The sequence below is a fragment of the Desulforapulum autotrophicum HRM2 genome (assembly GCF_000020365.1).
Classification (GTDB): Bacteria; Desulfobacterota; Desulfobacteria; order Desulfobacterales; family Desulfobacteraceae; genus Desulforapulum; species Desulforapulum autotrophicum.
The window spans coordinates 2,057,833-2,082,955 of the sequence record NC_012108.1; the positions used below are offsets into that span (position 1 = coordinate 2,057,833).

Genomic DNA, 25,123 nt, shown 5'->3' on the forward strand with positions numbered 1-25,123 from the left:
GATGAAGATTATTGAGCCATCTTTTGAAATACTCCACATGGCCGATGGAGATGAGATTCTCCGGCTTCTTGAGCTTGCGGCCCGAACCTGTTACAAATCGGAGGATAAAATTGCAGCCGATACAGCGGCCCCTTTTCTGACACGGATTCTGAAAACAGGCCATGAGAGTGTTATCGAGCATGTTTCCGCCACGGTAAGGCTCATTTGTGACCGGGGTGTCACCCATGAAATTGTCCGTCACAGACTCTGTTCGTTCAGTCAGGAGAGTACTCGGTATGCCAACTACTCAAAGGCAAAGTTTGGTAATGAGATCACTGTGATACGACCGTTTTTCTGGGAAGAGGGGTCAGCACCGTTTCAGGAGTGGAAACAGGCCATGGAGGCTTGTGAACGGGTTTATCTTAACCTTCTTGACGGCGGCGCCAAGGCCCAGGAGGCAAGGAGTGTTCTGCCCAACAGCCTCAAAACCGATATTGTGGTGACGGCCAACATGAGGGAATGGCGGCACATCTTTAAACTCCGGTGTGGAAAGGCCTCCCATCCCCAGATGCGCCAGAGTATGCTTCCCATTCTATCTGAATTTCATCGCCGGGTGCCGGTATTGTTTGATGCCCTTTATGAGACCCACAAGGCAGATATTGTCCAGTTTAGTCCTTTGACTTTGTAACGACGGCCATTCCGCTTTTGATGGAGATTCGGGCCGTTGTTCCGGAAAAACGGTTGCTGATTCCAAGGGAAGACCCCATGGGTATCCCGGCATTGTCAAGGGGGAAATCAACCCCTGTAATGGTTATTCCCCCTGCTGTTTGGGTAATGGGGATGATGGATAAAAAATCTCCTGGCTCACCTTTGAGCTCGATTTTGTCCACCAGAAGATGGATCTCGTTGTTATCATCAATGATTTTGCACAAAACACCGGCCCTGGTGATCTTTTCAAGGAAAAATATGTTTGCCAGGGTATGGTCAATCCTTGTGCCGGTTACCCCTAAAAGCGTAATGGACGTGGCGTTGTTTTCCATGGCCCATTGAACGGCAAGCTCAGTGTCTGTTGCATCCTTGTCAACGGGATGCCGGATCAGGGTGACATTGTGTTTTTCAAGAAACACGAGGGTCTCTTTATCCATTGAGTCAAGATCCCCGATGACAAGGTCTGGAATGATGTTCATTTCTCTCAGATGCCTTGCCCCGCCATCGGCTGCAACAATCTTGTCGGCAAGGCGTATGATGCCGGCAAAATATTCCCGTCTTTTTAATGTCCCGCTGGCTATGACAATGTAGTTCATGGATTGGTAATATAGTCCATATTAAAGGTATAGTCTATCAAAAATGCCCCTGTTATGCTGGGTTCAAGCCTGACAGGCCGTCATGAATTTGAGTTTTCCGGTGTCAGGGTTTTGGCGCTTTTTCTTTTGCTTTGCCCGGGGGAATAGCTTGATGTGGCTTGGCATTAAAATTGCTTTGTTGTTATGGCATAATGAGAAATCAATTAAAAAGCCATGCCGGAAAAAATCATGGACAGGGAGCAGGAGTGTGAAATGCAGATACATCCCGGTCAGCAAAAAAAAAGCCAAAGTATTCCAAACCCAGGGGAAACGTCACCTGGAGATCGTTCCAATGGTATGACGTTTAAAACACTTTTGGCCCAAGAGCTATCCTCCCAAAGTTCTTCGGAAAATTCCAACGGGCCTGATTCAAAGTCAGGTCTTATCCGGCTTGGAAAGGTAACCCAAAATGTGCCAACGGTTTCCGAACTTATCTATAAGACCGACCATAAGGAGGCGTGCTGGAACATCCTGGCAAAACAGGTCAATGGGGATAAAGCCTTTACGTCCATCGCTCCTGAAACTGAAATTTTCCTTAACCCTGAAACATCAGAGCTCTCCTGGGGTGATAAAGGCGAGGAAGAAAATGTCGTGTCCACGGGAAATGAGAAGCGTCCCGATACCAGAATGGAAGATAAAACGTTGCCTCTTACTTCAGAGTCTGTTAACGAGGCTGCGGCAACATTATCCAACGCCGCAAGAAAGTATATTGGAACGGCCTATTCCAAAATGGACTGTTATGAACTTGTCGTGGGAGGCCTCAAGACCATGGGCATTCAATACCAGGGAAAAGGGGGGCTGGGAAAACACCTCATGGAAAAGGCCGTCAATAAAGGTTTCTCCTACAACCACTACCTTAATGGCGAAGGAATCCTTGAAGCCACCGGGAGCAATCCCTACAAAAGGAAGGTTTTTAAGATTGACAATGCCGATGTTGAGGCAGACAAGGCCATGGCTGAAATGGCTCCTTTTCTAAGGGATGGGCAGATCCTTAGTTTTTCCACGAGAACCAGGGGGCACACCGGTATTGTTTCAAAGAAGAACAATGTTTGGACTTTTATAAATTCTGGAAAGATGGACCATAACCTGGCCGGAGCCAATGGGAAAATGGGAGTTGGTGAAGAACAACTCAAGGCAGAGGTGAAAAATTGGTTCAGGCTTGCCGGCAAAAGAAGGGAGGGGTTGACCCTTTCCCTGGGGGCCGTTGATATGGGGAAACTTGCGAAATTTAGTTTAAAAAAGGGGGAGGGCACAGAAAAAGTTTGACTCTTTTATCCATTCCCTATATTTTTCATCTCTTATGATGACAACGATAAACCGATATATTTTCAGGGAACTGATCCCGCCCTTTGCCATCAGTGCCGTTTTTCTCACGTCCATCTTCATTATGACGAGAATTCCCGAAATCACCAATATGGTTGTGAACTACAACACAGGGATTTTTTCCGTCCTCCTGCTGATCGCCTGTACCCTTCCACGATTTATGGAATTTACCATTCCCATGTCCGTGATGATATCAGTGCTGCTGACCTTCATGCGAATGTCTGGAGACAACGAAATTATTGCCCTGAAGGGGGGAGGGATAACCATTTATCGCCTCCTGCCCCCGGTTCTTATCTTCTGTCTTCTGGGAACCGCTGTAACCCTGTGGATTACCATCATTGGTGTTCCCCTGGGAAACATGTCATTTAAGACCCTTGGAATTGCCATGGCCCGGTCGAATTTAAACGTTGCCCTTTCCGATGGGACATTCAACTCAAGCTTTAAGGATGTCATGATCTATATAAGTTCCATGGATGTGAAAACCAAAAAGCTCAGGGACCTCTTTATTGAAGACAGGAGGACCAAAGACCGCGTGACGATCTCTGTTGCCCCTGAAGGCGTTCTTGTAAAGGATGCCGTTACTGGTTCATATGCCCTTCGTCTCTATGGAGGGAGTGTTAATCAGGTGGATCTTAAATCCCGATCCATTAACAACGTGGGTTTTGACACCTATGATATCAACCTTGATTTTGCCCAGGTTCAAAAATCGTCCAAGGTGGGAAATAAGGATTTTGATGAGATGACCCTGAATGAATTAAGGGCTTTTTTGAAAAAAACTTCGGAAAAACCCGAACTGAATGCTGCTTTAATGGAGTTCCATGAAAAATTTTCAATCCCCATTGCCTGTATTGCCATGGGGATTCTGGCCATGGCCCTTGGACTTCAAGCGGCTTCCTCAAGGAAAACGGCGGGATTTGGGTTGGGGATGTTTTTTTTCCTTCTTTACTATCTGTTGCTTGCCGCAGGCTGGTCTGCCGGGGAAAACGGCCTGTATCCTCCCCTGATTGGCATGTGGATGCCTGATATTGTCATGGGCGGCATCGGCTCTTTTCTTTTGTATCGAATTGCTGAAGAACGGCCCTTGGGGTTGCCGCAAATTTTTCATACCATAAGTGGCGCTGCAGGGCGATTCTTTTCCCGGAAAAACAGGTAACCCCATGTCTATTCTTCACAGGTACTGGTTAAAAGAGTTCACACGGTTTTTTGCTATTGTGCAGATGCTTTTACTTTGTATCTTTCTTGCGGTTGATTATCTCTCCAACATGGAAAAATTCCTGAGATCTAATTTTTCCCTGATCCAGGGATTGGGCTATATATTGTTGAAAATTCCATTTATGTTTGTGCAATTTACCCCAGCGGGGGTTGTGCTTGCAACCATTGTGGTGTTCAGCCTTATGAACAGGAACAATGAACTTCTGGCTTTGAAAGGGAGTGGTGTCAGTGTTTACCATTTGTTGAAACCCGTTGTTCTTGTGGGCGTCATCCTTGCAATGACCATGATTTTTTTGGGTGAAACCATTGTTCCCTACACCATGGCAAAGGCAAATCATATTCGATCTTCAACCCTTAAGAAGAATAAAAAAATTTATGCAACCTGGGAGAATATCTGGATTCGTGATGGTAATAAAATTATCCACATCAACTATTTTAATCCCGCAGATAACAGCATCTCTGGAATAACCATCACCTCCTTTGGGGCTGATTTTAAGATAGCGACCCGGGTTGATGCCGAAAATGGACGGTTTGACAGTGGCCAATGGCAACTTTCCAATGTTCTGGAACAAAATAATCCAGGGGATGAACACAACGCTGACATTCAATTCTATGACCATAAAGCATTTGCCCTGGATGTTGAGCCGGCTGACCTTAAAACCGTGGCAAAAAAAACGGATCAGATGAGCATCCAGGAGCTCAAAGCCTATATTCATAAAATAGAAAACGAGGGATATGATGCCACACACTATATCGTCGATTTCTGGGCAAAGATCGCCTTTCCGATCATTTGTCTTGTCATGGCTTTGGTGGGGGCCGGAGCGGGTATGCTGTCGGCGGCAAAGGAGAATATGCCCCTGGGAATTGCCCTTGGAATAGGGGTGGCCTTTTGTTACTGGGTTGTTCATGGTTTTTGCACCTCCCTGGGGTACGGGGGAATGATTCCTCCTTTTTTGAGTGCCTGGACTGCTGATCTGATTTTTATCTGTCTAACGACTATTTTTCTGGTGACGGTTAATGTCTAGGACACTGATCGCCCGGATTGAAACGATTATGTCCAGGCCTGTTGAAAAGGGCCGTTTCTTGTCCATGGAAAATTTTCTACTTTTCATTTCAAATATTTATGGTTCTGTTGTACAAACAAGGCAGGCCCTTTATCGTGCCGGAATTCTCAAGTCACGAAAGCTTCCCTGCTTTGTTATTTCCGTTGGCAATATAATAGTTGGTGGTACAGGCAAAACCCCCATGACAATTTATCTTGCTGATCTGGTCAGGCAAATGGGCTACCGTGTGGCCGTTGTTACCCGGGGATACAGGGGGAAATATGAGCACTCCTCGGGGGTTGTCTGTGATGGACAACGCATGTGCTGCACTCCGGAAGAATCAGGAGATGAGGCCTATATGATTGCCCAGACCCTTGGCATCCCCGTGGTTGTTGGAAAAGACAGGTATGCCGTCGGTATGATGGCTGTCAAAAAATTCAACCCCCAGGTTATTGTCCTTGATGATGCATTTCAGCACAGGAAGCTGGAACGTGATCTGGATCTTGTTCTTGTTGATGCCGGAAAACCCTTTGGCAATGGTAAGCTTCTTCCCCGGGGGCGGCTAAGGGAACCAATTTCTTCGATCCGGCGCAGTGATGCCCTGGTCCTGACACGTTCAGACCAGGTTTCTGATTCTGCGGAATCTTCGACCCTGGAGATGATTGGTAAAAAGATTCCCATGTTTAAAACTTTTCATATTCCGTTTATTCGTCGAATTGTGCAGGATAACGCAGCATTGAATGAAATGCCGATCACAGACTGGGGCCAGGTCAAGGGCAAATCCTGTTTTTTATTTTCAGGACTTGCAAACAACCAGGCTTTTCAGAACACCTGCCGGGACAGGGGAATGAAGATTGCAGGATACATTGATTTTTCCGATCATTTTTGGTATTCAAAGACTGATATAGACAGGATTTTTAAGCGGTTCATGGATGTTCAGGCCGATTTCATCGTTACCACGGAAAAAGATTATGTGAAGATCCGATCCAGGTTTTCTTTGTTTCCCATAGTGGTTGTGGGGGTGAAGATCGTTTTTGATGAGGCCTCCCTTGCTCCGTTTGAGTCTTTTATCAAGACAAGCATTCGTTCCGTTGGTTCCAAGGCTTTCGACATAAATAAACGGCCGGGGCAGGGTATCGGCTCTGACCAGAAGGAAATTTGAAGTTTCTCCACTGGTGATGTCCCAGTGGGTTTTTCGTATAACCCACATGTCCTGCGGACACAACGAAGATAGAAACTCGACAGCATAGGCGGGCGGGAACGGGTATTGCCCGCAGCGGATTAAACGGCAGCGGTCAGCATGGACGCTGAAGGAGCTGCCGTTTCCCTCGGAGCAGCCCAGGACGGGCTGTGAGAATGAGTGGAGGGTACTACCCGTTTCCGTCTGCCGGCCCGAGAAGAGTTTCATATAAAACCGGCACGGCCGGAGCGAGGTATGGCTCCGGCCTCAACGAATGATGAAACGCCTCTGTTTGCAATTTTTTGGTGAGTGTTTCATATAACCCACATGTCCTGGCGGACACAACGAAGCATGAAACTCGACAGTATTAGGCCGGTGGGAACGGGTGTTGCACTGAACGGATTAAATGGCAACGGTGGACACGAGGTCCAAGGAGTTGCCATTTCCCTCGGAGCAGGCCATGGACGGCCTGCGAGAATGAGTGAAGGGCAACACCCGTTTCCGCCGGCCGGTCGAAGCGAGTTTCTTATAAAAAAAAATGGTGAGGGTGTGAATCTTTTAAATGCAGCAACGTACCATGGCATCTCTTTTTTTATTTTATGCATTGGGGTATTGCCCTTTTCTGTGACGGAATGGGCAGGCAATTCCCTGGCTTCCCTATGGTTTGCCATTGATAAAAAGCACAGGCAAATAACGTTGGATAATATCAGGCAGGCCTATGGCAATCAGTTGAGTGATCAACAGCATCGTGACCTTGCCCGGGCCGTTTTTAAAAATACGGTGGGTATGTTTTTTGAGCATGCCAGATTCCGCCGGATTCATCCCTGGAACTATTCGAAATTTCTGTCAATAAGGGGACTTGTAAACCTGACCATTGCCCGTGCCAGGGGAAAGGGCGTGTTGTGTTTTTCAGCCCACCTGGGTAACTGGGAACTGGTTCCCACGATAGGCCATCTTGTAGATATTCCCATTTCCATTGTGTATCGAAAACTTAAATTTCCACCCCTTGACAGATATGTCAAGGAACGGAGAAGTGCCACGGGATGTCGGATGCTCACCATGCACCGGGCCCTTGATGAGGTTATGGCAAGCCTTACCCGGGGGGAGGTTGCAGGCATGATCATTGACCAGAACACAAGCAACAGAAGCCACGGTGCTTTTGTGAACTTTTTTGGCCGAAAAGCATGCGCAAATACAGGTCCTGCAATGCTTGCCCTGTCAACAGATGCCTCTGTTTTACCTATTTTCACCTTCCGGGAAAATGGAAAATTCATCATTGAAATTTTACCTCACGTTCCGACGGTTCGAACTGGGGATTATCCCACGGACCTCAAGGAAAACACCCGGATTTACAATGCCATCATTGAAACCTATGTTAAAAAATATCCTGAGCAGTGGTTCTGGATTCATAACCGTTGGCGAACCAAGCCGGTGAATAAAGCATGATGATAGATAGCAGAACGGACGTGAAAAAAAAGACCCTTTCCGTCATTGTCATCACTAAAAATGAAGAAGATCGCCTGGATCAATGCCTCAGATCCATACAGGCCCTTGCCGATGAGATTATTATTTATGACAGCGGCAGCCAGGACAGCACCCTGGAAATTGCCGCTCAATATACCGATAAAATTTTTGAGACGGATTGGCCGGGGTATGGACCCCAGAAACAGAGGGCTCTTTCCAGTGCCAAAGGTGACTGGGTGTTGTCCATTGATGCCGATGAGGTGGTCTCAGACGAACTTGCACGGGAGATTGTCGGGGTGCTCAATCAAGATCCTGAAGAAGCAGCCTTTAGAATTCCCTGGGCTGTGATTAATTTTGGGAAACGGCTGGATTATGGCAACAGTGCCCGGAGTGTAAAACGCCTGTTTCGACGTAAGGGTGCCAGCTTTACCGAGGCCATTGTCCACGAGGCAGTGGTCCTTCCACCGGGGAGTCGTGTGGGGAAACTCAAGGGCCGGCTTATACACTATTCCATTCGGGATTTTGAGCATTATCTGATGAAGAACCGGACCTATTCATGGCTGGGGGCTCAAAAGCGTTTCACAGCCGGGAAAAAGGGTGGGGGGTTGCCTGGGGCCGTATTCCGGGCTTTTTGGGTCTTTTTTCGTTGTTACGTAATCCGCAGGGGTTTTCTGGACGGTCAGGTGGGCTTTCTGGTGGCGGCCATGTACAGCCAGGGGGCATTTAATAAATATGCAGGCTTGTGGACCTTGCAGCGCATGGAACGGATCAATTCCAAGTGAAAAAGTATCTTCTTTATGTTTCCAATCTATACGCCTTTGCCATTGTCCGGCCTTTGCAGGCAGAAATCCTTAAACAAAAGGGGATTGTTGCATGGTTTCTGGCAGATAAGAAATTTGGTTCCTGGCTTAAAAAAGAAGAACAGCTGCTGGAAACAGTCGCCGCGGTCATGGCATTTGAGCCTGATGTGGTCTTTGTGGCAAGCAATGTGGTTCCTGACTTTTTTCCCGGCATCAAGGTGCAGCTTTTCCATGGATTTAACGCCCAGAAACGGGATGCATCCCAGGGCCATTTTAATATCAGAGGCTTTTTTGACCTCTATTGCACCCAGGGGCCTTCGACCACAGTGCCGTTTAAGGCCTTGGAAAAAAAATATGGCCATTTTAAGGTTGTTGAGACCGGCTGGACCAAGGTGGATCCCTTGTTTGACGAAGGGGATGAATATTTATCTTCGCGCCTGGCGCCGGACCCTCGACCGGTGGTGCTGTTTACCTCCACATTTACTCCGGCCCTGAGTGCGGCCCACAGGGTTTATGATACAATAGCCGCAATGATGCATCAAAAAAAATGGCGATGGATCATCACCTTGCATCCCAAGATGGACAGGGCCGTGACCTTGAAATTCAAACAGCTCTGTCACGCCTGTCAGTCCCAATTTTATGGGGGAGACAATGTTATTCCTCTGCTCAAGCAGGCGGATGTCATGCTGTCAGATACCTCTTCAATTATTTCTGAATTTATCCTCCAGAAGAAACCGGTGGTGACTTTTTGCAATCGTATGCCCGGGGATCATCTTATCAATGTCACCTTTGACGAGGATATTGAGCAGGCCATCGAACATGCCCTGACCCGGCCAGCCTCCCTGATGTCCGCAATTGATCGCTACATTGCCGACCTTCATCCCTATGATGATGGTCGTTCCAGCGCCAGGGTGCTTGCGGCTGTGGATGATTTTTTGAAAAATGAGAAGGGGAAACTGCGGCGTAAACCCCTTAATCTGGTCCGCCGCATTAAAATGAGATTAAAATATCGGTATTACCGTTATTAGTCATGGAACCCAGGCTGGCTTAATCTATTTCTTTTTTGGATCTTTCATGCACCCGTTGCAAATGGAACCCTTGAGGTCTCCATCAATAAACTTTTGCCGGTAATCCATGTAATCGGGCCCGTTCCAGACTGTTTGCAGGGAATCCTTGGATAAATCCCCCAGTATCTTTGTCTGCTCCCAGTCTGAACAGCATTGGACCATGCGGCCGTCGTAGAGCACATAAGCCTGTCGGAATAATCTGTCACACCAACGAAAGGCATTGAGCTTATTTGCTGATATTTTTCCGGTCTGGATTTGTTTATGGGTGCCCCTGTTTTCCATCTGGTTGACATTGATCTGAAGGCCCCGTTCCTTCCAGAAGGCCCTTATTTCATCCAGCCGGGGGTGGATTTCGTTCGTGTCAAGCATGACTACCCTGATCTGGGTTGCGTAATTGCCCTTTTCTTTTATTTTGACAGCGGCTTCCACATTTTTAATGACCTGATCAAAGTTGAGTTTCATGAGATGGGCGTAATTTGCAGGATCAATTCCCTGGACTGAAATGTGGAGTCTGTTAAGGCCTGCATCCATTAATCCCTCTGCCATGGCCTGGGTCAGCAGGGCACCGTTACTGTTTATTTTGGTGTATTGCCTGCGTTTTTTCTTTTTTGAGATGTAGTGAACACGTTGGGGCAGATCCTCATCCATCAGGGGCTCATTCATCAGATAGGGAGAGATCCTTCGCACATTCATGGTGACACACTGGTCGATGATCCCCTTGAAAAGGTCTACATCCATTTTTTTGCCATAGGGGATCTCTAATTTTGTTTTTTTGTTGGGACAGAAAATGCAGTTCCCGTTGCATCCCGATATGGTTTGAATCTGAATTGCCCGGGGGGCCTTGGGTTGGGGGCGTTTTTTATCCACCACCAGGTATTTTAACCGGGTCAAAGGGTTGGGCGTGTGTTCTGGAATAAAGTATTGTCTTGGCATTTTATCGTTCCTGTATATTTGTCTGGATGCTTGCATATATTCTGGTGAGCTGATCTGCCTGGGCCTTTGCCGAGCAGTGGTCAACCACCCATTGACGGCCTTTTTGGGCCATTGTTCTCATCTTTTCGGGATTGTCCAGGGCCCAGAGCATGGCGTTTATCAGGGCCGATTGATCATCCACGGGAATGAGCAAACCTGTTTCTCCATGTTTAATGATCTCTTCGTTTCCGGCACATCGGGTGGAAATGGCAGGGATTTCCATGGCCAAGGATTCCCTGAGCACGCCGGACAACCCTTCCTGGGCGTTGGCCGCCATGACTGTTACATCCATTACTGAGAGCCAAGGCCGGATGTCCTGTTGAAATCCTGCAAAGAAACATTTCTCATATATTCCCTTTGACTTGGCCAGGGGAATTATTTCACGGTGCAGGTTATCCCCAAGAAAGAGTCCGAACAGCCGTTTGTCCTGTTCCATGATCTTGGCCAGCGCATGGATGATCAGATCCAGCCGCTTGGCCTTTCGAAAAGAAGAGAGACTGCCGATGATCCTTGCCCCAGGGGGAATACCCATGCGCAAGAGAATGTTCGTGTCCGGTGGACGATGTGTGAAACGGTCCACCTCCACGCTGCCGTAAACCGTGTGAATTATGGGCTCTTTTGCATGGCCCAGGGTGGTGATCAGGATCTTTTTTACTGCCTCGGCAACTACCACATGGGCTTTGACGTTGGGAGCGGTCAAGGCTTTCAATAAATGGGGTTTTCCCGGGATGCTTATGGTACCCCGTTGAACAACCACCGGAGTGGAAAGATCTTTAAATTCAAGGGCTTTTGTAGCTGCAATCATGGCCTCGTTACGGTGGACATGGATTAGATCAAACTTTTCCTGTTCCAGGAACAGGCCCAGTCGTTGCACCCCGTTAAAGGATCTATATCTGAGCCGCTTTACCCTGACACCGCTTTTTGCAAGTGGAATCCAGGAGTCGATATCCCTTTTTCTGAGCCATGGATTTTTCAGCAACCGGTCGGGAAAGACCACGCAGACCTCATTGCCCCGGAGGTGTTGTTCCCTGGCCATGCGGGACAATTGGACTGCCCCTCCCCGGATTAAACCCCAGTGGGAAGCCAAGTGTAGTATCTTCATTTTTTCTCCCGGGAACAAAATCTTTGTTCTCAATTGTTCATTCATCAAGGGAGGCTATAACAGAGCGGTCAGATATTATCAACCCATATGGATCAAAAAATCAGGGTCACCCCATGTGAATTCTCTTATCTGGGTTCGAAACGGTGGAGAGGACAGGTTCTCCAATCTCTGGCTTTAATTTGTTTGCCTGGCATGCAGGGGGTATGGTATACAGATCAGGTTCTATTTTAGGTTCGGTTACGGGGGCAGATGCCATTTCCCAGCCGTGCCAGTTATATTAAACGTCTACCAGGGGTACCCCCTAGGTGGCGATTTAGATTTTCTTGTGGCCACGGGCAAAGACCTTACTCCGGCCATGGGGGTATTGGGAAATATAAATGATTGAGCAGAGAAAAAAAATTATTGTCTATACCGTAGGTGTCTGGGATATGTTTCATATTGGTCATCTTAAACTCTTAAAGGCGGCCAAGGCCTTGGGTGATCTCCTCATTGTCGGTGTCAACACCGACGCGCTTGTCAAGGAGTACAAGGGACACTATCCCCTTTTGTGCTGGGAGGACAGGGCGGCAGTGGTGGAGGCCTGTCGGTTTGTGGATATGGTGATTCCCGCCGTTTCCCTTGAAAAGGATAAACTTCTTGAAGAGATTGATGCCGATATCCTGGTCCACGGTAATGATAAGAAAATCCTGGGCCATGATTACATGATTCGAAACAATCGACGGGTGGTTTACCTTCCCTACACCGAGGGCAGGAGTTCCAGCACCCTGAGAAAGACCCTCAAGCGGTACTATGAGGAGCAGATACGGATGGAATCAGGCAGGGCATGAAACTTCTATTCGATGTTCAGGAGCTTTACTATCTGGCACAGTATCTCCCAGTTTTCAAAGAGCTTGAGCGGCACAAGATCTGCTGTGAATTTGTTATTTATAAAAATCCCAAATTTGACCATCTTTTGGAAAAGGCCGTCAAGGACGATGACCTTCCTGTGCGATGGGTCAGTGACAGGCATGATGCGCTGGCATATTATCTGACCCAGAAGGCAGACTGGGTGGTTTTTGGGAATAGTTTTTTTGATGTTGATACCCTGCACACGGTTTCAAAGAGTGCCCAGATGGGACACGCCATCGGCATAAAAAGCAGTTATTACACCAAATCCAAAACCCAGATGACAGTAAGATTCATGGAAGGTCCAAGGCGACTTGATATTATACGTAAAATGTATCCCCGGGGTAATTTCGTTCTCACCGGGTTTGCCAAACTTGACCCCCTCTACAACCGGACCATTCCGCCCTTGGATCTTTTGTCCATGGGGCTTGACCCGACCCGGAAAACCATTCTTTATGCCCCCACATTTTATCCAAGTTCTATTGACTCTTTTCCTGACGCCTGGCCCCGGGAGTTTGGCGGCTACAACCTGATTGTCAAACCCCACTATTTTTCCATGACAAAGGATAAATACCGGTCCCAGCGCAGGAAATTTGAACAATGGGCCGGTTTCAAAAATGTTTATCTTGCCGGTATTGATGAGCATTCCCTTTTACCGTTCATGGTGTCAAGTGATCTGCTCATCAGTGAGGCGTCTTCATCTATTTTTGAATTTGCAGCCCTGGATAAGCCCATTGTGTGGTGTGATTTTCTTAACCTCAGATGGTCCTATCGAGGGCCGTTAAGATTTCGTTTTACCCGCCGCATGGACCAGGATATCCTTAAATTTTCCGATATCGGTGCCCATGCCGCAAATTATAGCCAGTTAAAAACAGTGGTGGCTGATCAACTGAATCACCCCGGCATGTTTGGAGAAAAACGTCGGAAATACAGCGAGTTGTTTGTGGGACCTTCGGACGGAGGGTCGGCCGTTAGGGTGGTTGCGTATCTTCTGGCCCATGGTTGATTTGTTGGGAAGGGATTTTACCATGCGGATTTGTCTTGCTGTTCTTTCAAGTAAAAAGACTAATTGTATGGTGGATTTTATTGTTTCTATGGCCCTTCATTTTATCTGCGGTCTTAATATGGCCGTTCTCAAGCTTAAATTAAATTTTATCAAACAGATGAACCAAAAGAATTAAAGCCGTAAATGCACAGACTATACAAATATGGAAGACTGCTCTTTGCCTTCTTCCTTCCTAATTTTGAATCCTTTGCAGCCGTTTTTTTTGCATGCATCGCTGGGCTGACGTTCTTGCTCATGGGAATTGGAGTTTCGTTTATGGTACCCCCACAGGAGTTACGACCATGAAGAAAAAAAGCGTGGGATTTTTATTTCTGGGGCCTATCTCACATATTTATCATTCAATATCCATTGCGTTTCATCTTTCCAACTACCCAGACTTTGACGTAACTCTTTTTGTTTCGTCTGAACTAAACCTGAAGCTTGTCAACACTATTTCAAAATCATACAAATACCATCAATGTGAAATCGAATATCTTTACCCATCTATACTTCATAAGGCTCTAAGGTTATTTAAAAAAAGAGCGCATCCACGGGTTCGAAATGTCCTTCAAAATAACAAAAACAAGCTGATTAATTTTGATGCTTTGGTTTTAACGGATCGTCATTTTATTAATGGTGGCAGGAAAAAACCCTTTTACTTTCTAACCGGCCATGGTGCAGGTGATAGAGCCAGAGGGTTTACAGATACCATGAAAAAATTTGATTTTATTTTTGTATCTGGAAAGGAAAAATGGCAACGAATGGCTAAACTTAACTATATCTCAGAAGAAAGAGGATGCATCATTGGATATCCAAAGTTTGAGATTGTATCATTAAAAAAAAAAAACGGCACACTATTCAAGAATAACAATCCTATTGTGTTATATAATCCTCACTTTAACAAAAATGAAACATCATGGTATCTTTGGGGTGAGCAAATATTAAATTTTTTTCTAAACAATAAAAATTACAATCTTATATTTGCTCCACATTTAATTTTGTTCAGTAAAGAAACAGAGCCTATTGATACTAAATATTATCATTCTAAAAATATTCACATCGATATAAACAGTCACGCATTAGTAGATATGACCTATACGATAGCTGCGGATATCTATCTTGGTGATGTAAGCAGCCAGGTTTATGAGTTTGTTGGTTATAAAAAAAGGCCATGTATTTTCTTGAATCCACATCATGCTGAGTGGCAGGACAACAGTTCCTTCAGAATGTGGAAAATGGGTGATGTGATTGATACTATGGATAATTTCGAACAAGCTTTACTAAAATCCGAAACAACACATCCATTATTTTATCATATTCAAAAAGAACTGATTGAAAATACATTTTCAACCACGGAACAATCCGCTGGGAAAAGAGGGGCAGATGCAATTGTTGCTTTTTTTGAAAAGAACAGAACTGATTGTCGCTCTGCATTGTGCGATAATTCCCTTGCCCGGTGACGACAATTAACGTGTCCGGTTGTTTATTACCAAATTCACTGGGCAGAAATATGGTGAAAATCAGTTGAGGTTGGTGGGATGATAAAAATAATTTTAAACCTGCTCCGGCAAAAGTTAACTCCTCCGACGTGGCTAATTGGTGGCCCATTCTCGGACCTGACTTCTACCTCCCCTGGCGTGTGTGGTAAATCAAAAACTGTTGTAAGGGGCTCAGATGTAAATAATTCCACAAATATGGTGTAGGATTTCAGCTCGTATTCAAGGCGTATCAGAGGGAGCATATTGAAATATGTGCCCTTTGATGCAACGCAGAAGACGAGCTGAAAGACAAGCAAGATTGAGGAATTATTTGTTTCTGAGTCCCTAAGATCTGGATTAGATTTTTTCGAGAAAATCATCCGAATTTAACGCTTAACTCTATCAAAAAATTATCTTGATATTGGGGACCACTATATAGCCCCATATCATAATTAAAAATAAGAAAGAATTAACTTACAACCAATGAAAGATAAAAAATATCAAAACTTAAAAACCCTGGAATTCTTAGGTCTCTTTGTTTTATTCTTCTGTATCCCTTTTTTTAAGGTTGGAAAAACTGTAGGTGTCTTCATGCTAATATTCGGAGCTTTTGGACACATATTAATTCAGAGAAAAAATACATTTAGTAAGCCGAACCTGCTTGAGTTTTTTTTATTAGGTCTCCTGATTACAGGTTTTATTAGTACCGTGTTAAACTGGCCTTTCCACAAAGGATTTAATGGTTTTAAGGATACGTTTCAGTTTGTTCTCATCTTTTGGGTGATTTATCGAAAGACCTTTACTTTAAAACAATTAGAACTTTTATTCTGGGCGATTGTAATTGGTTCTATAATTGGTCTAACCGTGGGTTACATTAGATGGCAATCAGGTGACAAAGCCTATTTTATCCTAAAAAACATGAGTCTTGCTAATACATCAATCATCATTGGTATTATTTCAAGTTCATTAATCGGAAAAATCATACAAGAAAAAGACGGCTTTTTAAACAAAGACAAGATCATATCATCTTTAGCTTTAATATTTTTATTGTTTTGTCTCTTCATGGGTGGAAACAGATCTGGAATAATTGGGTTTTGTGCATTCCTTGTTACTCTGCCTTTCTTTCGAAGCATTAACAAAAAAGCAATTGCTTTTGCTATTGTAATTGTCTGCATTTCTTCAGTGATTCTCTGGGATTTGAAATCATACTCAAATAGAATTACACATCTTTTGGAAATAAGGTTAAATGTCTTTAATTATGAAAGCATGACTCCCAACGATCAATTTCGCTTTGATTACTGGAGAGTATCATATGCTCAGTTTATACAAAAAAATAAAAAAATGTTTGGAATAGGACCAAGGAATTATGGATCTATTGATGTAAATAATCTAAAATTTGATCCTCCTTTAAAAAATATAGCAAAACTTCAAAGCCCGAATCATTCCCACAACTGGCTATTGACTAAATTAATCGAAGAGGGAATCTTTGGTCTTTTTTTCATATTGGGTTTCTGGGTTTCTGTGTTATGGATTCTGTTAAAATACAGGAAATATGAAAAAAATTATCACTGGTCTATTGTGTCATGTCTTGGTGCTATTATTATTCCAGCCATAGCTGGGCTTTTTTATTCACCCTTTCGGAGGGAAGTGGCTTGGGTTTCCATGATGTACATTGGATTAGCTCTTTCTTTTATTAGAAATACCGAATGTAAAGATACATAAATGTTTCACGATAAAAAAAGTGACTTTTATTAAATTTAATTCTTAATGATGTCCGGTTACCTTATGTTTAACCCGGTTTTTTATCATGATAGTTGACTGTGAGTTGACTGTTTGATAGACGCTGGAAAGCTATAAGGACGAGGTTATGGCAATCAATCTGTGCTGTTCGGTATGTTATTGCTACAGCGACACTTATCTCTTTTCACACCAAAAAGGGGGGAGGCATCTCATTTTAGCTGAGTTAGAGCTATAACATGCTCCATTCATAGGCGATTTCGAAAGTGTCGCTGTAGTGTTATAAGGCGTATAAATTCAATACATTAAAATGCAAGTGTGGAAACAATCTAAAGCGGGATCAACTATTCAAAGTCAGGATCAAACTCCCTGATGGCAAATGGAAATCTAATCAGGTCAACTCCTTTGAGTTGAGGCTGAGCTCAAGACCCAATCCATTGAAGAAACTGTGTTTACTATCCATAGAGCCCCGGTCATTAATGCAGTATGGGAAAAGTACATAAAGTGGGCAAAGCTGAACAAAAGGTCATGGATAAGATCACCCCTTCTGATGTTCAGGAAGTCTTGAACGATATGGCAACCAAGCAGACTCCCAAGGGCGGTCACTATGCGCCAGCTACTATTAAACAGATTCTTGTCTTAATCAAGCGGCTTTTTAACTGGTCTATTCAGTAAAAGCTATATCCGGGGCTTAATCCTTGCGAATCGGTATCAGTTCCAAAATTTGATAATTAGGTTACCAATCCCCTTGGCCGAGACGGTCTTGACATGGGGTCCACTTTAATGTAAAAAGTCGACACTAAAAGCTTTCTGCCCAAAGTGTAAATTAGGCTTTAGGGTACTATTTGTTGGGAAAGAATCGATGAAAAGAGTAATCGTTGTCCATGGGATGAAGAGAAGTGGTAATCATGCAATAATTAATTGGCTGAAAGTTCATGACCATTTCATTTTTTATAATGATATAATCCAAATTGCGCCCATACTGACCGGCAAAAAAGAGACCCCTCCACCAAGAGACTTTACATCATGGTTTAAAAAAAAGCGGCTTCCAAGGCGTATACGGTTTGCTTTTTTTCTCAAAAAATTCATTCTTCGGAAATATTCCCTGATTGCCAGTCTTGAAGACCATGATTTGCAGATTAAACCTTTTTCCAATGTGCCCTGTGATATTACCAACATTTTGATCATACGTGATCCTATCAATCTGTTTTCAAGTCGGATTCGGAAGGCATCTTTGATCAAACACCCGGCATATGCAATGAATACAGATTCAGAAAAAGATAGAGTTTTGAAACTCTGGAAAAGCCATGCACGGGAATTTGTAGGATTCACGAACCAGTTAGAGAATAAAGTATGTATCTATTTTGATGCCTGGTTTTCCAGTCGGAACTATCGGGAACAAATTAGCCAAAAGTTGAATTTGGAGTTTATAGATAAAGGCTTTTCCATGGTTTCAAAAAAAGGCGGGGGAAGCTCGTTCGATAAAATACGTTTTAACGGTAACAATAAAATGATGGATGTCTTGAATCGTCAAGCCTGTCTGAAAAAGTCTGAACAGCAGTTGCTGGAAAACATACTTGCCGATGATGAATTACAAGAACTGGCTCACATGATAACGGAGACGGCTTAAGCCATCGAAATTACCTTATATGATTTGAATTGAGTAGCCGAGAAGATTTCCCTACCCCGGCTTTCACACCACCGAACATACGGGTCCGTATTACGGCTGCGTCCTTGTCGAAACTTTGTCCCCTGTTTTGATTTAACTCTGTAACAAACTGAAATTTTGCTGTTCCAAGGGAAAAAAGTTTAAGTACGTAAATATGATAAATTTACGTTGCGAGAACTTAAGACTGTTGAGTCAAGAACAGTCCGTTTGCCATGGGCACCCTGAAAGTGATGATAGGCTTTTTTAGTGCGCAGCATTCGGCTATAATTGAACTTCTGTCACCTATGCATACGTCGGAAAGCATTATACCTAAAGGGTGTTCCCGGAGGGTTCGCTTGTTTTGAATTTTGATTTGCCGTAATATTGGTGAGTATCGAGCCGCTTAGAAAACATGGTCACGGTTTATTATAATAAGGTATATTTCAAAACTCAAAACAAAGAATGGAACTTTTAGATTTCATTCAAGCCCAAGGGGGCAGATGGAACTTGGAAAACAATACTTTATGGCCGCCCGGGACCATCTTTTTTGATATTTTTCTATTAATTTTTTCCGGTTGCCTGTATAAAAAACGGCCTTGTCAAAATCGACAACATGGATTTCTTGTTCAGGGGAAATCAGGATGTTTCCCGGGTGAAGATCCACATGGAAGATCCCGGCATCCACAAGTTTTGATATGTTCCGGGATATCTTTGGCATGAGTGCCACGGCTTGCTGGGGACTGGACAGGCAAAGGGTTGCAAAGGTCTTATGGGGCAGTATGGCTCGGGTGACAAGCCATGCCCGGTAGAACAGGGCACCCCGGGTTATATAGGCCAGGGGGTCGGGGGTCTTTACCCCGGCATTTTGCCCATAAATAAGAAATTCCATCTCCTTCTGGGGTCTGGTTTTACCCCATTTCACATAGTGCCCTCGGTTTAATCTGGAAATCAAGCCACCCCGGCAATAGGTCTTAACTGCAATGGGACCGGTCTCTTCAAGGGTGATTATTTTTACTGAAGTTCGCCCTTCCAGGTTGCGGGTCTGTTTTTTGGGGTCAAGGCCCAGGGTGCTCACCAGCAGATCCGTGCTTGTTTTTCCCAGGGCAACCGTGGCGCCAATGCAAAATCCATTGTAATTGGCTGTAAGAATACGGCTTGGGTTCATGGGGTAAAAAACTTTGCCTCAATACGGTCAATATCGTCGGGTGTGTCCACGCTGGGTGAATCATAGGTGGTGATAACCACTTTGATGTCATATCCATACTCCAGCACCCTTAGCTGTTCAAGTTTTTCTGTCTCTTCAAGGGGGCTTTTCCCAAGCTTGGTGAACATTTCAAGAAACGATTTTCGATAGGCATAAAAACCCAGGTGACGGTAAAAGGGTATCTGGGATTTGCCGTCCCTTGGAAAGGGAATCTGGGATCGGGAAAAATAAAGGGCAAAGCCCTTCTGGTTAAGGGTGACCTTTACCGCAGATGGGTCGGTCAAGTCCCGGGGATCGGTTATTTCAATGGCCAGGGTCGACATGCCAAGGGTTTTGTCAGTGTCAAAAGGGGCAGTCAGCTGGTCCAGGCATTCAGGTGAAAAAATGGGCTGGTCTCCCTGGATGTTGATGATCACCTCGTCGGGTTCCAGGGGCAATTGCCTGCAGGCGTTCCACACCCGGTCCGTGCCGGATCTGAGGTCCCCCTGGGTCATAATGGCCTCTCCACCAAAGGCAGTGACCGTGTCAAAAATCTGTTCGTTGTCGGTTGCCACCATTACCCGGTCAATGGAGCCGGCCTGTATGGCCTGTTCATATACCCGCTGGATCATGGGCTTTCCAGCCACCAGGGCCAGTGGTTTTCCATTAAATCGTTTGGAGGCATATCGTGAAGGTATTATTGCAATCGTCATGGAAGGTTGCCTTATTCTTTATTTTTTTCCAGATTGAAGGGTGTTTAAAATGGTGTTCACCGCCATTTGGGTTCCGCCCTGGTATCGGCGGATATAGTTTATTCCTTTGCTTGTTATCTTTTGTCGCCGGGGAGGGGTATTCAGGTGACGGCAGAGGTGACTGACAACCTCCCTGCTGTTTCTGGCACGGTTCACCACCCCTGTTGAGAACAGTTCCTGTCCCACCCAGTTAAAATTGTCAAGGTAAGGTCCGGTAACTGCAGCAGCACCGCAGATGACAGGTTCCAGGAAATTTTGACCGCCCAGGGGTTTGAGGCTTCCTCCCACAAAGGCTGCTGTGGCATGGAAACAGGCTGCCTTAAGTTCTCCAAAGGTGTCCCACAGGATTGTTGTGCCGGGCAATACAGGTTTGGTTATGGCGGATCTAAGCTTCCAGGACAGTCCAAGGGCGGTGAGGGTCTTCTGCCAGAAATCAATGCGGTGCATGTGTCTGGGAAAGATTGCCACCACCTGGTTGGGGTGCTGAAAAAGAATTTGTCCAAGGATATCTGCTGTTTCTTCCTCCTCTTCCCTGCGGATGGATGCCAGAAGGGTCACTGGTGTCCCCTTGGGAAAGGGGTTTTGGGGTAGGAGGCAGTTCCCTGGGTTGGTTTCCATTTCCTGGGGCATCACTGTGTCAAATTTAATGTTTGGCATGGTATCAATTGTGGTCTGTGGAAAGATTTTTCTGAACCGCCGGGCATCTTCAGGCGAGATGGCAAGAATGATGTGGGGTGCCAGGGTCCGGCACAACCAGGGGGCTTTTTGATACCGGGCCAGGCTTTTTTCAGAAAGCCTTGCATTGATCATGATAATGGGGATCTGTCGTTTGTTCAGGCTAGCAAGAAGACCCGGCCACAACTCAGTTTCCAGGAGCACCATGACGCCGGGACAAATTCTTGATACCGCAGCATCCATCAAGTCCGGTGAATCAAAGGGAAAAAATGAAAAAACCACTGAAATATGGGGGCTGATCTCCATTGGTGAGAGCGTTTTTTTCAGGATGTCCATGCCCTGGGGAGTGGTTGTGGTCACGAGCACGGTCAGTTCATGGTCGGGCATCATGGTACGGATCAGGGCACTTGCCAGATAAGCCTCACCAGCCGATGCCGCCTGGATCCAGATGTCTGACCGAGTCAGGTGATGGACATTGGTGCGCTGGTCAAACCCCCTGCGGAGCCGCCGGGTTTTTTTCAGCCACGGCAGTGCCAGTCTCCAGGCAAAACCATAAAGGCCAAGGATCCTATTTAATCTGTTTTGATCTGATTCCCACTGATTATTCATCCCTCCTTTTTCTCATATTCTTTTAATATTGACAATAGTTCATATTCTATTCAATAATATCCGCCTATGAAATCTATTAGAAAAGATGCAGCACCTTCCCATGAAGGGGTTTTGGTGTCACTCGTTGTCGGCTATTGGAAACCCCTTGCCCTTGCCATGGGGTGCATGGTGATTGTGGCTGCGGCTACCTCAATCTCGGCCTACCTGGTTAAGCCCATGCTGGATGATATTTTTGTGAACCGCGACCGGTCCCGCTTATTGTTGCTTCCCGGTGCAGCTGTCCTGATCTTTTTTTCTAAGGGTGCAGCCACCTATGGGCAGCAGTACTGGATGAACCATGTGGGACAGCAGATCATCAAAACCCTTCGAAACATGCTTTATAACCGTATCATGGATCTTCCCCTGGCCTTTTTTCACAATGAAAAAACAGGCACCCTCATGTCCAGGATCACCAATGATGTCAACATTGTCAAAGGCATGGTTTCAACGGCAGTGGCAGGACTTTTGCGTGATCTTTTCACGGTGATCGGCCTTGTGGGGGTGATTTTTTACATGGACTGGAAACTTGCCGTGGGGGCCTTTCTTGTTCTGCCTGCGGCATTTTATCCGATTATACTTTTTGGGCGCAGGGTGCGGCGGTTCAGCACCGGACGCCAGGAGGCCATGGCAGATCTCAATGTGTTTCTCCATGAAACCTTTGCAGGCAGCAAGATTGTCAAAACCTTTGTCAGGGAAGATTATGAGAAAGAGCGCTTCCATGGTAAATCGGAAGAACTGTTTCGCCTGGAGATGAGGTCGGTGGTTGCCAAATCCCTTTCCTCTCCTGTCATGGAGTTTCTTGGCGGGGTGGGTATCGCCTTTATCATCTGGTTTGGCGGGTCCAGGGTTATTTCCGGGGCATCCTCCACCGGAACTTTTTTTTCCTTTCTGACGGCGGTGATGTTGCTCTATGCCCCTGCAAAAAAACTTGCGACATTGAATAACACCATCCAGGAGGGCATGGCCGCTGTTACCCGGATTTTTGAAATCATTGATCGTGAATCTGAAATAAAAGATGTGCAGGATCCCCTTTTACTGGAAGGGACAGAGGTGGGTGTGGCTTTTGAAAATGTGTCGTTTGCCTACCAGACCGATGGGGACCCCGTGTTGAGTCACATTGACTTGAAGGTGAATCCCGGGGAAGTCCTTGCCCTGGTGGGCATGAGTGGGGGAGGTAAAACTTCCCTTGTAAACCTCATTCCCAGGTTTTACGATGTAACCGCCGGAACCCTTCGTCTGAATGGAATGGATGTGAAAAATATTGGCATCAAGTCCCTCAGGGAAAAAATTTCCATTGTGACCCAGGAGCCGGTACTTTTTAACGACACCGTCGCCAGCAATATCCGGTATGGCAATCTTGAGGCTTCAGACGAGGACGTTGTCCTGGCCGCCCAAAAAGCCTTTGCCCATGATTTCATCATGGGGTTTCCAGAAGGGTATGACACGGTCATCGGAGAGCTTGGCAGCAGGCTGTCCGGTGGAGAAAAACAGCGATTATGCATTGCCAGGGCTTTGATCAAGGATGCCCCCATCCTCATCCTTGATGAGGCTACCTCTGCCCTTGATTCCGAAGCGGAACAGGTGGTGCAGCAGGCCCTGGCCAACCTCATCAAAGGACGAACCACCTTTGTCATTGCCCATCGGCTTTCAACCGTGGACCATGCCCACCGCATTGTGGTTGTAGAAAACGGGCAGATTATAGAGCAGGGCACCCATGAAGAACTCATGGCCCAGGGTGGTAAATATTATTCCCTTCGCACCATGCAGCAGATTGATAACCCTTAGGTTCTTTTATATGAAACTCTTGTCGGACCGGTAGACGGGAACGGGTGTTACCCTCCGCTCATTCTCGCAGCCCGTCCATGGGCTGCTCCGAGGGAAATGGCAGCTCATTCGGCGTCCATGCCGACCGCTGCCATTTAATCCGCTCCGGGCAACACCCGTTCCCGTCCGCCTCTGCTGTCGAGTTTCTTCATTCGTTGTATCCGCCAGGGCATGCCGATTTATAAGAAACTACCGTCGAAACGTCATTGTTAAGGTCTCGACTTTCGAGCCCTCTTTGGTTTCCCTGATCGGAACATTGTAAACCAAAGGGGATAGGATTTTTGCCCTTCCAGGCGTTAAGAAGCGCAGGCTGTTTGAGGACTTTAGCCCGCAGTTCCTGCGCTTTAGTCTGGAAGGGCAGAAATCCCCCCGACGTTTACCGTTCCGGTCGGGGAAACCAAAGGGGCGGAATGGTACTATCGCCGGCCCTGTGTCATCGTGTTTCATGATTCGTTGTGTCCGATAGGACATGTGGGTTTTATATGTAACACTCGCCAAAGCATTGTCAATGAAGGTGTTTCAAAATTCGTTGAGGCCGAAGCCATACCTCGCTCCGGCCGTGCCGGTTATATAAACCTTTCCCGGTCGCATCTGCTGTCAAACGTTCTATTTTTTGATTTCGTTGCCGCCAGGTCGGATGCCATGTTCCGGTCATGCCGGTTATTGGCTCATGTCCAGACTTTTATCGTAGATCGATGTTTTAACTTCCATGAGTCCCAGGTAGAAAAATACAAAAAAAAGGAAAATACTGAGGATCAGTTTTGTTGGGGATCTTTTAACCATTATCGTCGGTGCACTCTCTGATCTGGAAGGAAATGGCCTCCATGACATCTTCAGGGGTGATGGCCTCCATGCACAGGGGATTCTTGCAGTGTTTTTTGTTGCACGGGGTGCAGGCCTGGGGTTTTTGGATGACCCTGCCCTTGAAGGGGCCTGTCCGGCCTGGATTGGATGGACCAAAAAGTGCTATGAGTCTTGTTCCAAGGGCACAGGCCAGATGCATGGGGCCCGTGTCGCAGGAGATAACGCAACGGGCGCGGCCAAGGACTTCGACTAGTTCGGGTATGGTTGTTTTACCGGTGAGGTCAAGAATGTCAGTCCTGGATGTCTCTTTGATTCTACGGGCATTTTCCATATCTTCCGGCCCTCCGGTTAAAACCGGCACCAGACCGAATGTTTTGCTTGCCTCTTCTGCCAGAATGGCAAAATTATCGTTCGCCCATCGGTTTGCAGGCTTTGTGGCTCCGATGTTGAGCACCAGAAAGTCATGGGGAAGGAGGACAGGGAGCGGGCAGTTTGATCTGGGGATCTTCCACGTGGGCGTGCCGCAGGAAATGTTCAGGTGCTCGGCAAATTCCAGATACTGGATGAGCATGTGGGCCTGGGGATTTGATGGAAGGATCCGTTCAAAGGGGAAAATCCAGGACTGCTCCTTGCACCGTTCCTTGTTGAATCCGAGTCTTCTTTTGCTCTTTGCAGCCATGCAAAAAAAACCTGATTTAAGAATGCGCTGCAGGTCAAAGGCAATGTCGTACTGGGTTTCTCTCAGCGCTTTAATAGCTGCAGTTATTCCTCTTTTACCCTTTTTTTTATCAAACACGATGGCCTTGTCCACACAGGAGTGGTTGCGTACAAGGGGATAACTCAATGGTGCCACAAGCCAGTGGATTTCAGCGTCAAGGTTTTCCTTGAGGGCCACAACAAGGGGAAAGGTATTGATTACATCTCCCAAAGCGCCAAGTTTTATGATGATTATTTTCATA

At 45.9% G+C, this 25,123-nt stretch carries 23 protein-coding genes; 16 read left to right on the forward strand and 7 right to left on the reverse strand.

Annotated elements, in window-relative coordinates; genetic code table 11:
• Window position 1: 1 nt before the first annotated feature.
• The gene (gene thyX / locus HRM2_RS09000; RefSeq protein WP_015903693.1) at window positions 2-667 is read left to right on the forward strand and encodes an FAD-dependent thymidylate synthase; all 666 of its coding nucleotides are present in this window, start codon (window positions 2-4) and stop codon (window positions 665-667) included.
• On the opposite strand, the gene HRM2_RS09005 is transcribed toward thyX, so the two are convergent.
• Complete coding sequence (locus HRM2_RS09005) at window positions 648-1,283, reverse strand: thiamine diphosphokinase (protein ID WP_015903694.1); 636 nt, start codon at window positions 1,281-1,283, stop codon at window positions 648-650. The genes thyX and HRM2_RS09005 overlap by 20 nt on opposite strands.
• Window positions 1,284-1,496: 213 nt before the next feature.
• Here HRM2_RS09005 and HRM2_RS09015 point away from each other — a divergent pair, with 213 nt between their 5' ends.
• The 7 genes from HRM2_RS09015 (at window position 1,497) to HRM2_RS09045 (ending at window position 9,372) form a co-directional block, all read left to right on the forward strand.
• Window positions 1,497-2,588 (forward strand): hypothetical protein, encoded by a 1,092-nt coding sequence (locus HRM2_RS09015; RefSeq protein ID WP_232364236.1) that lies wholly within the window; start codon window positions 1,497-1,499, stop codon window positions 2,586-2,588.
• Between the two features lie 34 nt (window positions 2,589-2,622).
• Window positions 2,623-3,798 (forward strand): LPS export ABC transporter permease LptF, encoded by a 1,176-nt coding sequence (gene lptF / locus HRM2_RS09020; RefSeq protein WP_015903697.1) that lies wholly within the window; start codon window positions 2,623-2,625, stop codon window positions 3,796-3,798.
• A gap of 4 nt (window positions 3,799-3,802) precedes the next feature.
• On the forward strand, window positions 3,803-4,882 hold the full coding sequence (lptG, locus tag HRM2_RS09025) for an LPS export ABC transporter permease LptG (RefSeq protein ID WP_015903698.1): 1,080 nt from the start codon (window positions 3,803-3,805) through the stop codon (window positions 4,880-4,882).
• Window positions 4,875-6,062 carry a tetraacyldisaccharide 4'-kinase gene (gene lpxK, locus HRM2_RS09030; protein WP_015903699.1) on the forward strand — a complete coding sequence of 396 codons (1,188 nt, stop codon included), beginning with the start codon at window positions 4,875-4,877 and terminating at the stop codon, window positions 6,060-6,062. The genes lptG and lpxK overlap by 8 nt, the downstream gene beginning before the upstream one ends.
• 369 nt (window positions 6,063-6,431) lie before the next feature.
• On the forward strand, window positions 6,432-7,526 hold the full coding sequence (locus HRM2_RS09035) for a lysophospholipid acyltransferase family protein (RefSeq protein WP_049770426.1): 1,095 nt from the start codon (window positions 6,432-6,434) through the stop codon (window positions 7,524-7,526).
• Window positions 7,523-8,326, forward strand: a complete 804-nt coding sequence (locus tag HRM2_RS09040; protein ID WP_015903701.1) for a glycosyltransferase family 2 protein — start codon at window positions 7,523-7,525, stop codon at window positions 8,324-8,326. Before HRM2_RS09035 ends, HRM2_RS09040 begins: the two co-directional genes overlap by 4 nt.
• Window positions 8,323-9,372 (forward strand): UDP-N-acetylglucosamine 2-epimerase, encoded by a 1,050-nt coding sequence (locus HRM2_RS09045; RefSeq protein WP_041273166.1) that lies wholly within the window; start codon window positions 8,323-8,325, stop codon window positions 9,370-9,372. The genes HRM2_RS09040 and HRM2_RS09045 overlap by 4 nt, the downstream gene beginning before the upstream one ends.
• 24 nt (window positions 9,373-9,396) lie before the next feature.
• Here HRM2_RS09045 and HRM2_RS09050 read toward each other — a convergent pair whose 3' ends face one another.
• The gene (locus HRM2_RS09050; RefSeq protein ID WP_015903703.1) at window positions 9,397-10,344 is read right to left on the reverse strand and encodes a radical SAM/SPASM domain-containing protein; all 948 of its coding nucleotides are present in this window, start codon (window positions 10,342-10,344) and stop codon (window positions 9,397-9,399) included.
• 1 nt (window position 10,345) lies between these two features.
• A complete protein-coding gene (locus HRM2_RS09055) occupies window positions 10,346-11,485 on the reverse strand; it encodes a glycosyltransferase family 4 protein (RefSeq protein WP_015903704.1) in 1,140 nt (379 codons plus the stop codon).
• Between the two features lie 377 nt (window positions 11,486-11,862).
• Here HRM2_RS09055 and HRM2_RS09065 point away from each other — a divergent pair, with 377 nt between their 5' ends.
• From HRM2_RS09065 to HRM2_RS25115, 7 genes are all read left to right on the forward strand, one after another.
• Window positions 11,863-12,312 (forward strand): adenylyltransferase/cytidyltransferase family protein, encoded by a 450-nt coding sequence (locus tag HRM2_RS09065; protein ID WP_015903705.1) that lies wholly within the window; start codon window positions 11,863-11,865, stop codon window positions 12,310-12,312.
• Complete coding sequence (locus HRM2_RS09070) at window positions 12,309-13,376, forward strand: CDP-glycerol glycerophosphotransferase family protein (protein ID WP_015903706.1); 1,068 nt, start codon at window positions 12,309-12,311, stop codon at window positions 13,374-13,376. The genes HRM2_RS09065 and HRM2_RS09070 overlap by 4 nt, the downstream gene beginning before the upstream one ends.
• On the forward strand, window positions 13,369-13,551 hold the full coding sequence (locus tag HRM2_RS27610; protein WP_041273169.1) for a hypothetical protein: 183 nt from the start codon (window positions 13,369-13,371) through the stop codon (window positions 13,549-13,551). Before HRM2_RS09070 ends, HRM2_RS27610 begins: the two co-directional genes overlap by 8 nt.
• A gap of 166 nt (window positions 13,552-13,717) precedes the next feature.
• Entirely contained in the window at window positions 13,718-14,875 is a 1,158-nt protein-coding gene (locus tag HRM2_RS09080) for a putative tarF (CDP-glycerol glycerophosphotransferase family protein) (RefSeq protein WP_015903708.1), read from the forward strand.
• A gap of 501 nt (window positions 14,876-15,376) precedes the next feature.
• Window positions 15,377-16,615 (forward strand): O-antigen ligase family protein, encoded by a 1,239-nt coding sequence (locus HRM2_RS09085; protein ID WP_015903710.1) that lies wholly within the window; start codon window positions 15,377-15,379, stop codon window positions 16,613-16,615.
• 501 nt (window positions 16,616-17,116) lie between these two features.
• Window positions 17,117-17,305, forward strand: coding sequence for a hypothetical protein (locus HRM2_RS27015; RefSeq protein ID WP_041273170.1), 189 nt, complete (start codon window positions 17,117-17,119; stop codon window positions 17,303-17,305).
• A 187-nt stretch (window positions 17,306-17,492) separates the two neighbouring features.
• The gene (locus tag HRM2_RS25115) at window positions 17,493-18,260 is read left to right on the forward strand and encodes a hypothetical protein (protein WP_015903712.1); all 768 of its coding nucleotides are present in this window, start codon (window positions 17,493-17,495) and stop codon (window positions 18,258-18,260) included.
• A 496-nt stretch (window positions 18,261-18,756) separates the two neighbouring features.
• Here the strand turns inward: HRM2_RS25115 and HRM2_RS09100 are convergent, their stop codons facing one another.
• From HRM2_RS09100 to HRM2_RS09110, 3 genes are read right to left on the reverse strand one after another with little or no spacing between them, the layout of a single operon-like run.
• On the reverse strand, window positions 18,757-19,443 hold the full coding sequence (locus HRM2_RS09100; RefSeq protein WP_015903713.1) for a lipopolysaccharide kinase InaA family protein: 687 nt from the start codon (window positions 19,441-19,443) through the stop codon (window positions 18,757-18,759).
• Entirely contained in the window at window positions 19,440-20,174 is a 735-nt protein-coding gene (gene kdsB / locus HRM2_RS09105; RefSeq protein ID WP_015903714.1) for a 3-deoxy-manno-octulosonate cytidylyltransferase, read from the reverse strand. The genes HRM2_RS09100 and kdsB overlap by 4 nt, the downstream gene beginning before the upstream one ends.
• Before the next feature lie 18 nt (window positions 20,175-20,192).
• On the reverse strand, window positions 20,193-21,497 hold the full coding sequence (locus HRM2_RS09110; protein WP_015903715.1) for a 3-deoxy-D-manno-octulosonic acid transferase: 1,305 nt from the start codon (window positions 21,495-21,497) through the stop codon (window positions 20,193-20,195).
• A gap of 66 nt (window positions 21,498-21,563) precedes the next feature.
• Here HRM2_RS09110 and HRM2_RS09115 point away from each other — a divergent pair, with 66 nt between their 5' ends.
• Entirely contained in the window at window positions 21,564-23,321 is a 1,758-nt protein-coding gene (locus tag HRM2_RS09115; protein ID WP_041273171.1) for an ABC transporter ATP-binding protein, read from the forward strand.
• Between the two features lie 814 nt (window positions 23,322-24,135).
• Here HRM2_RS09115 and HRM2_RS25120 read toward each other — a convergent pair.
• The gene (locus HRM2_RS25120; protein ID WP_015903718.1) at window positions 24,136-25,122 is read right to left on the reverse strand and encodes a glycosyltransferase family 9 protein; all 987 of its coding nucleotides are present in this window, start codon (window positions 25,120-25,122) and stop codon (window positions 24,136-24,138) included.
• Between the last annotated feature and the right edge of the window lies 1 nt (window position 25,123).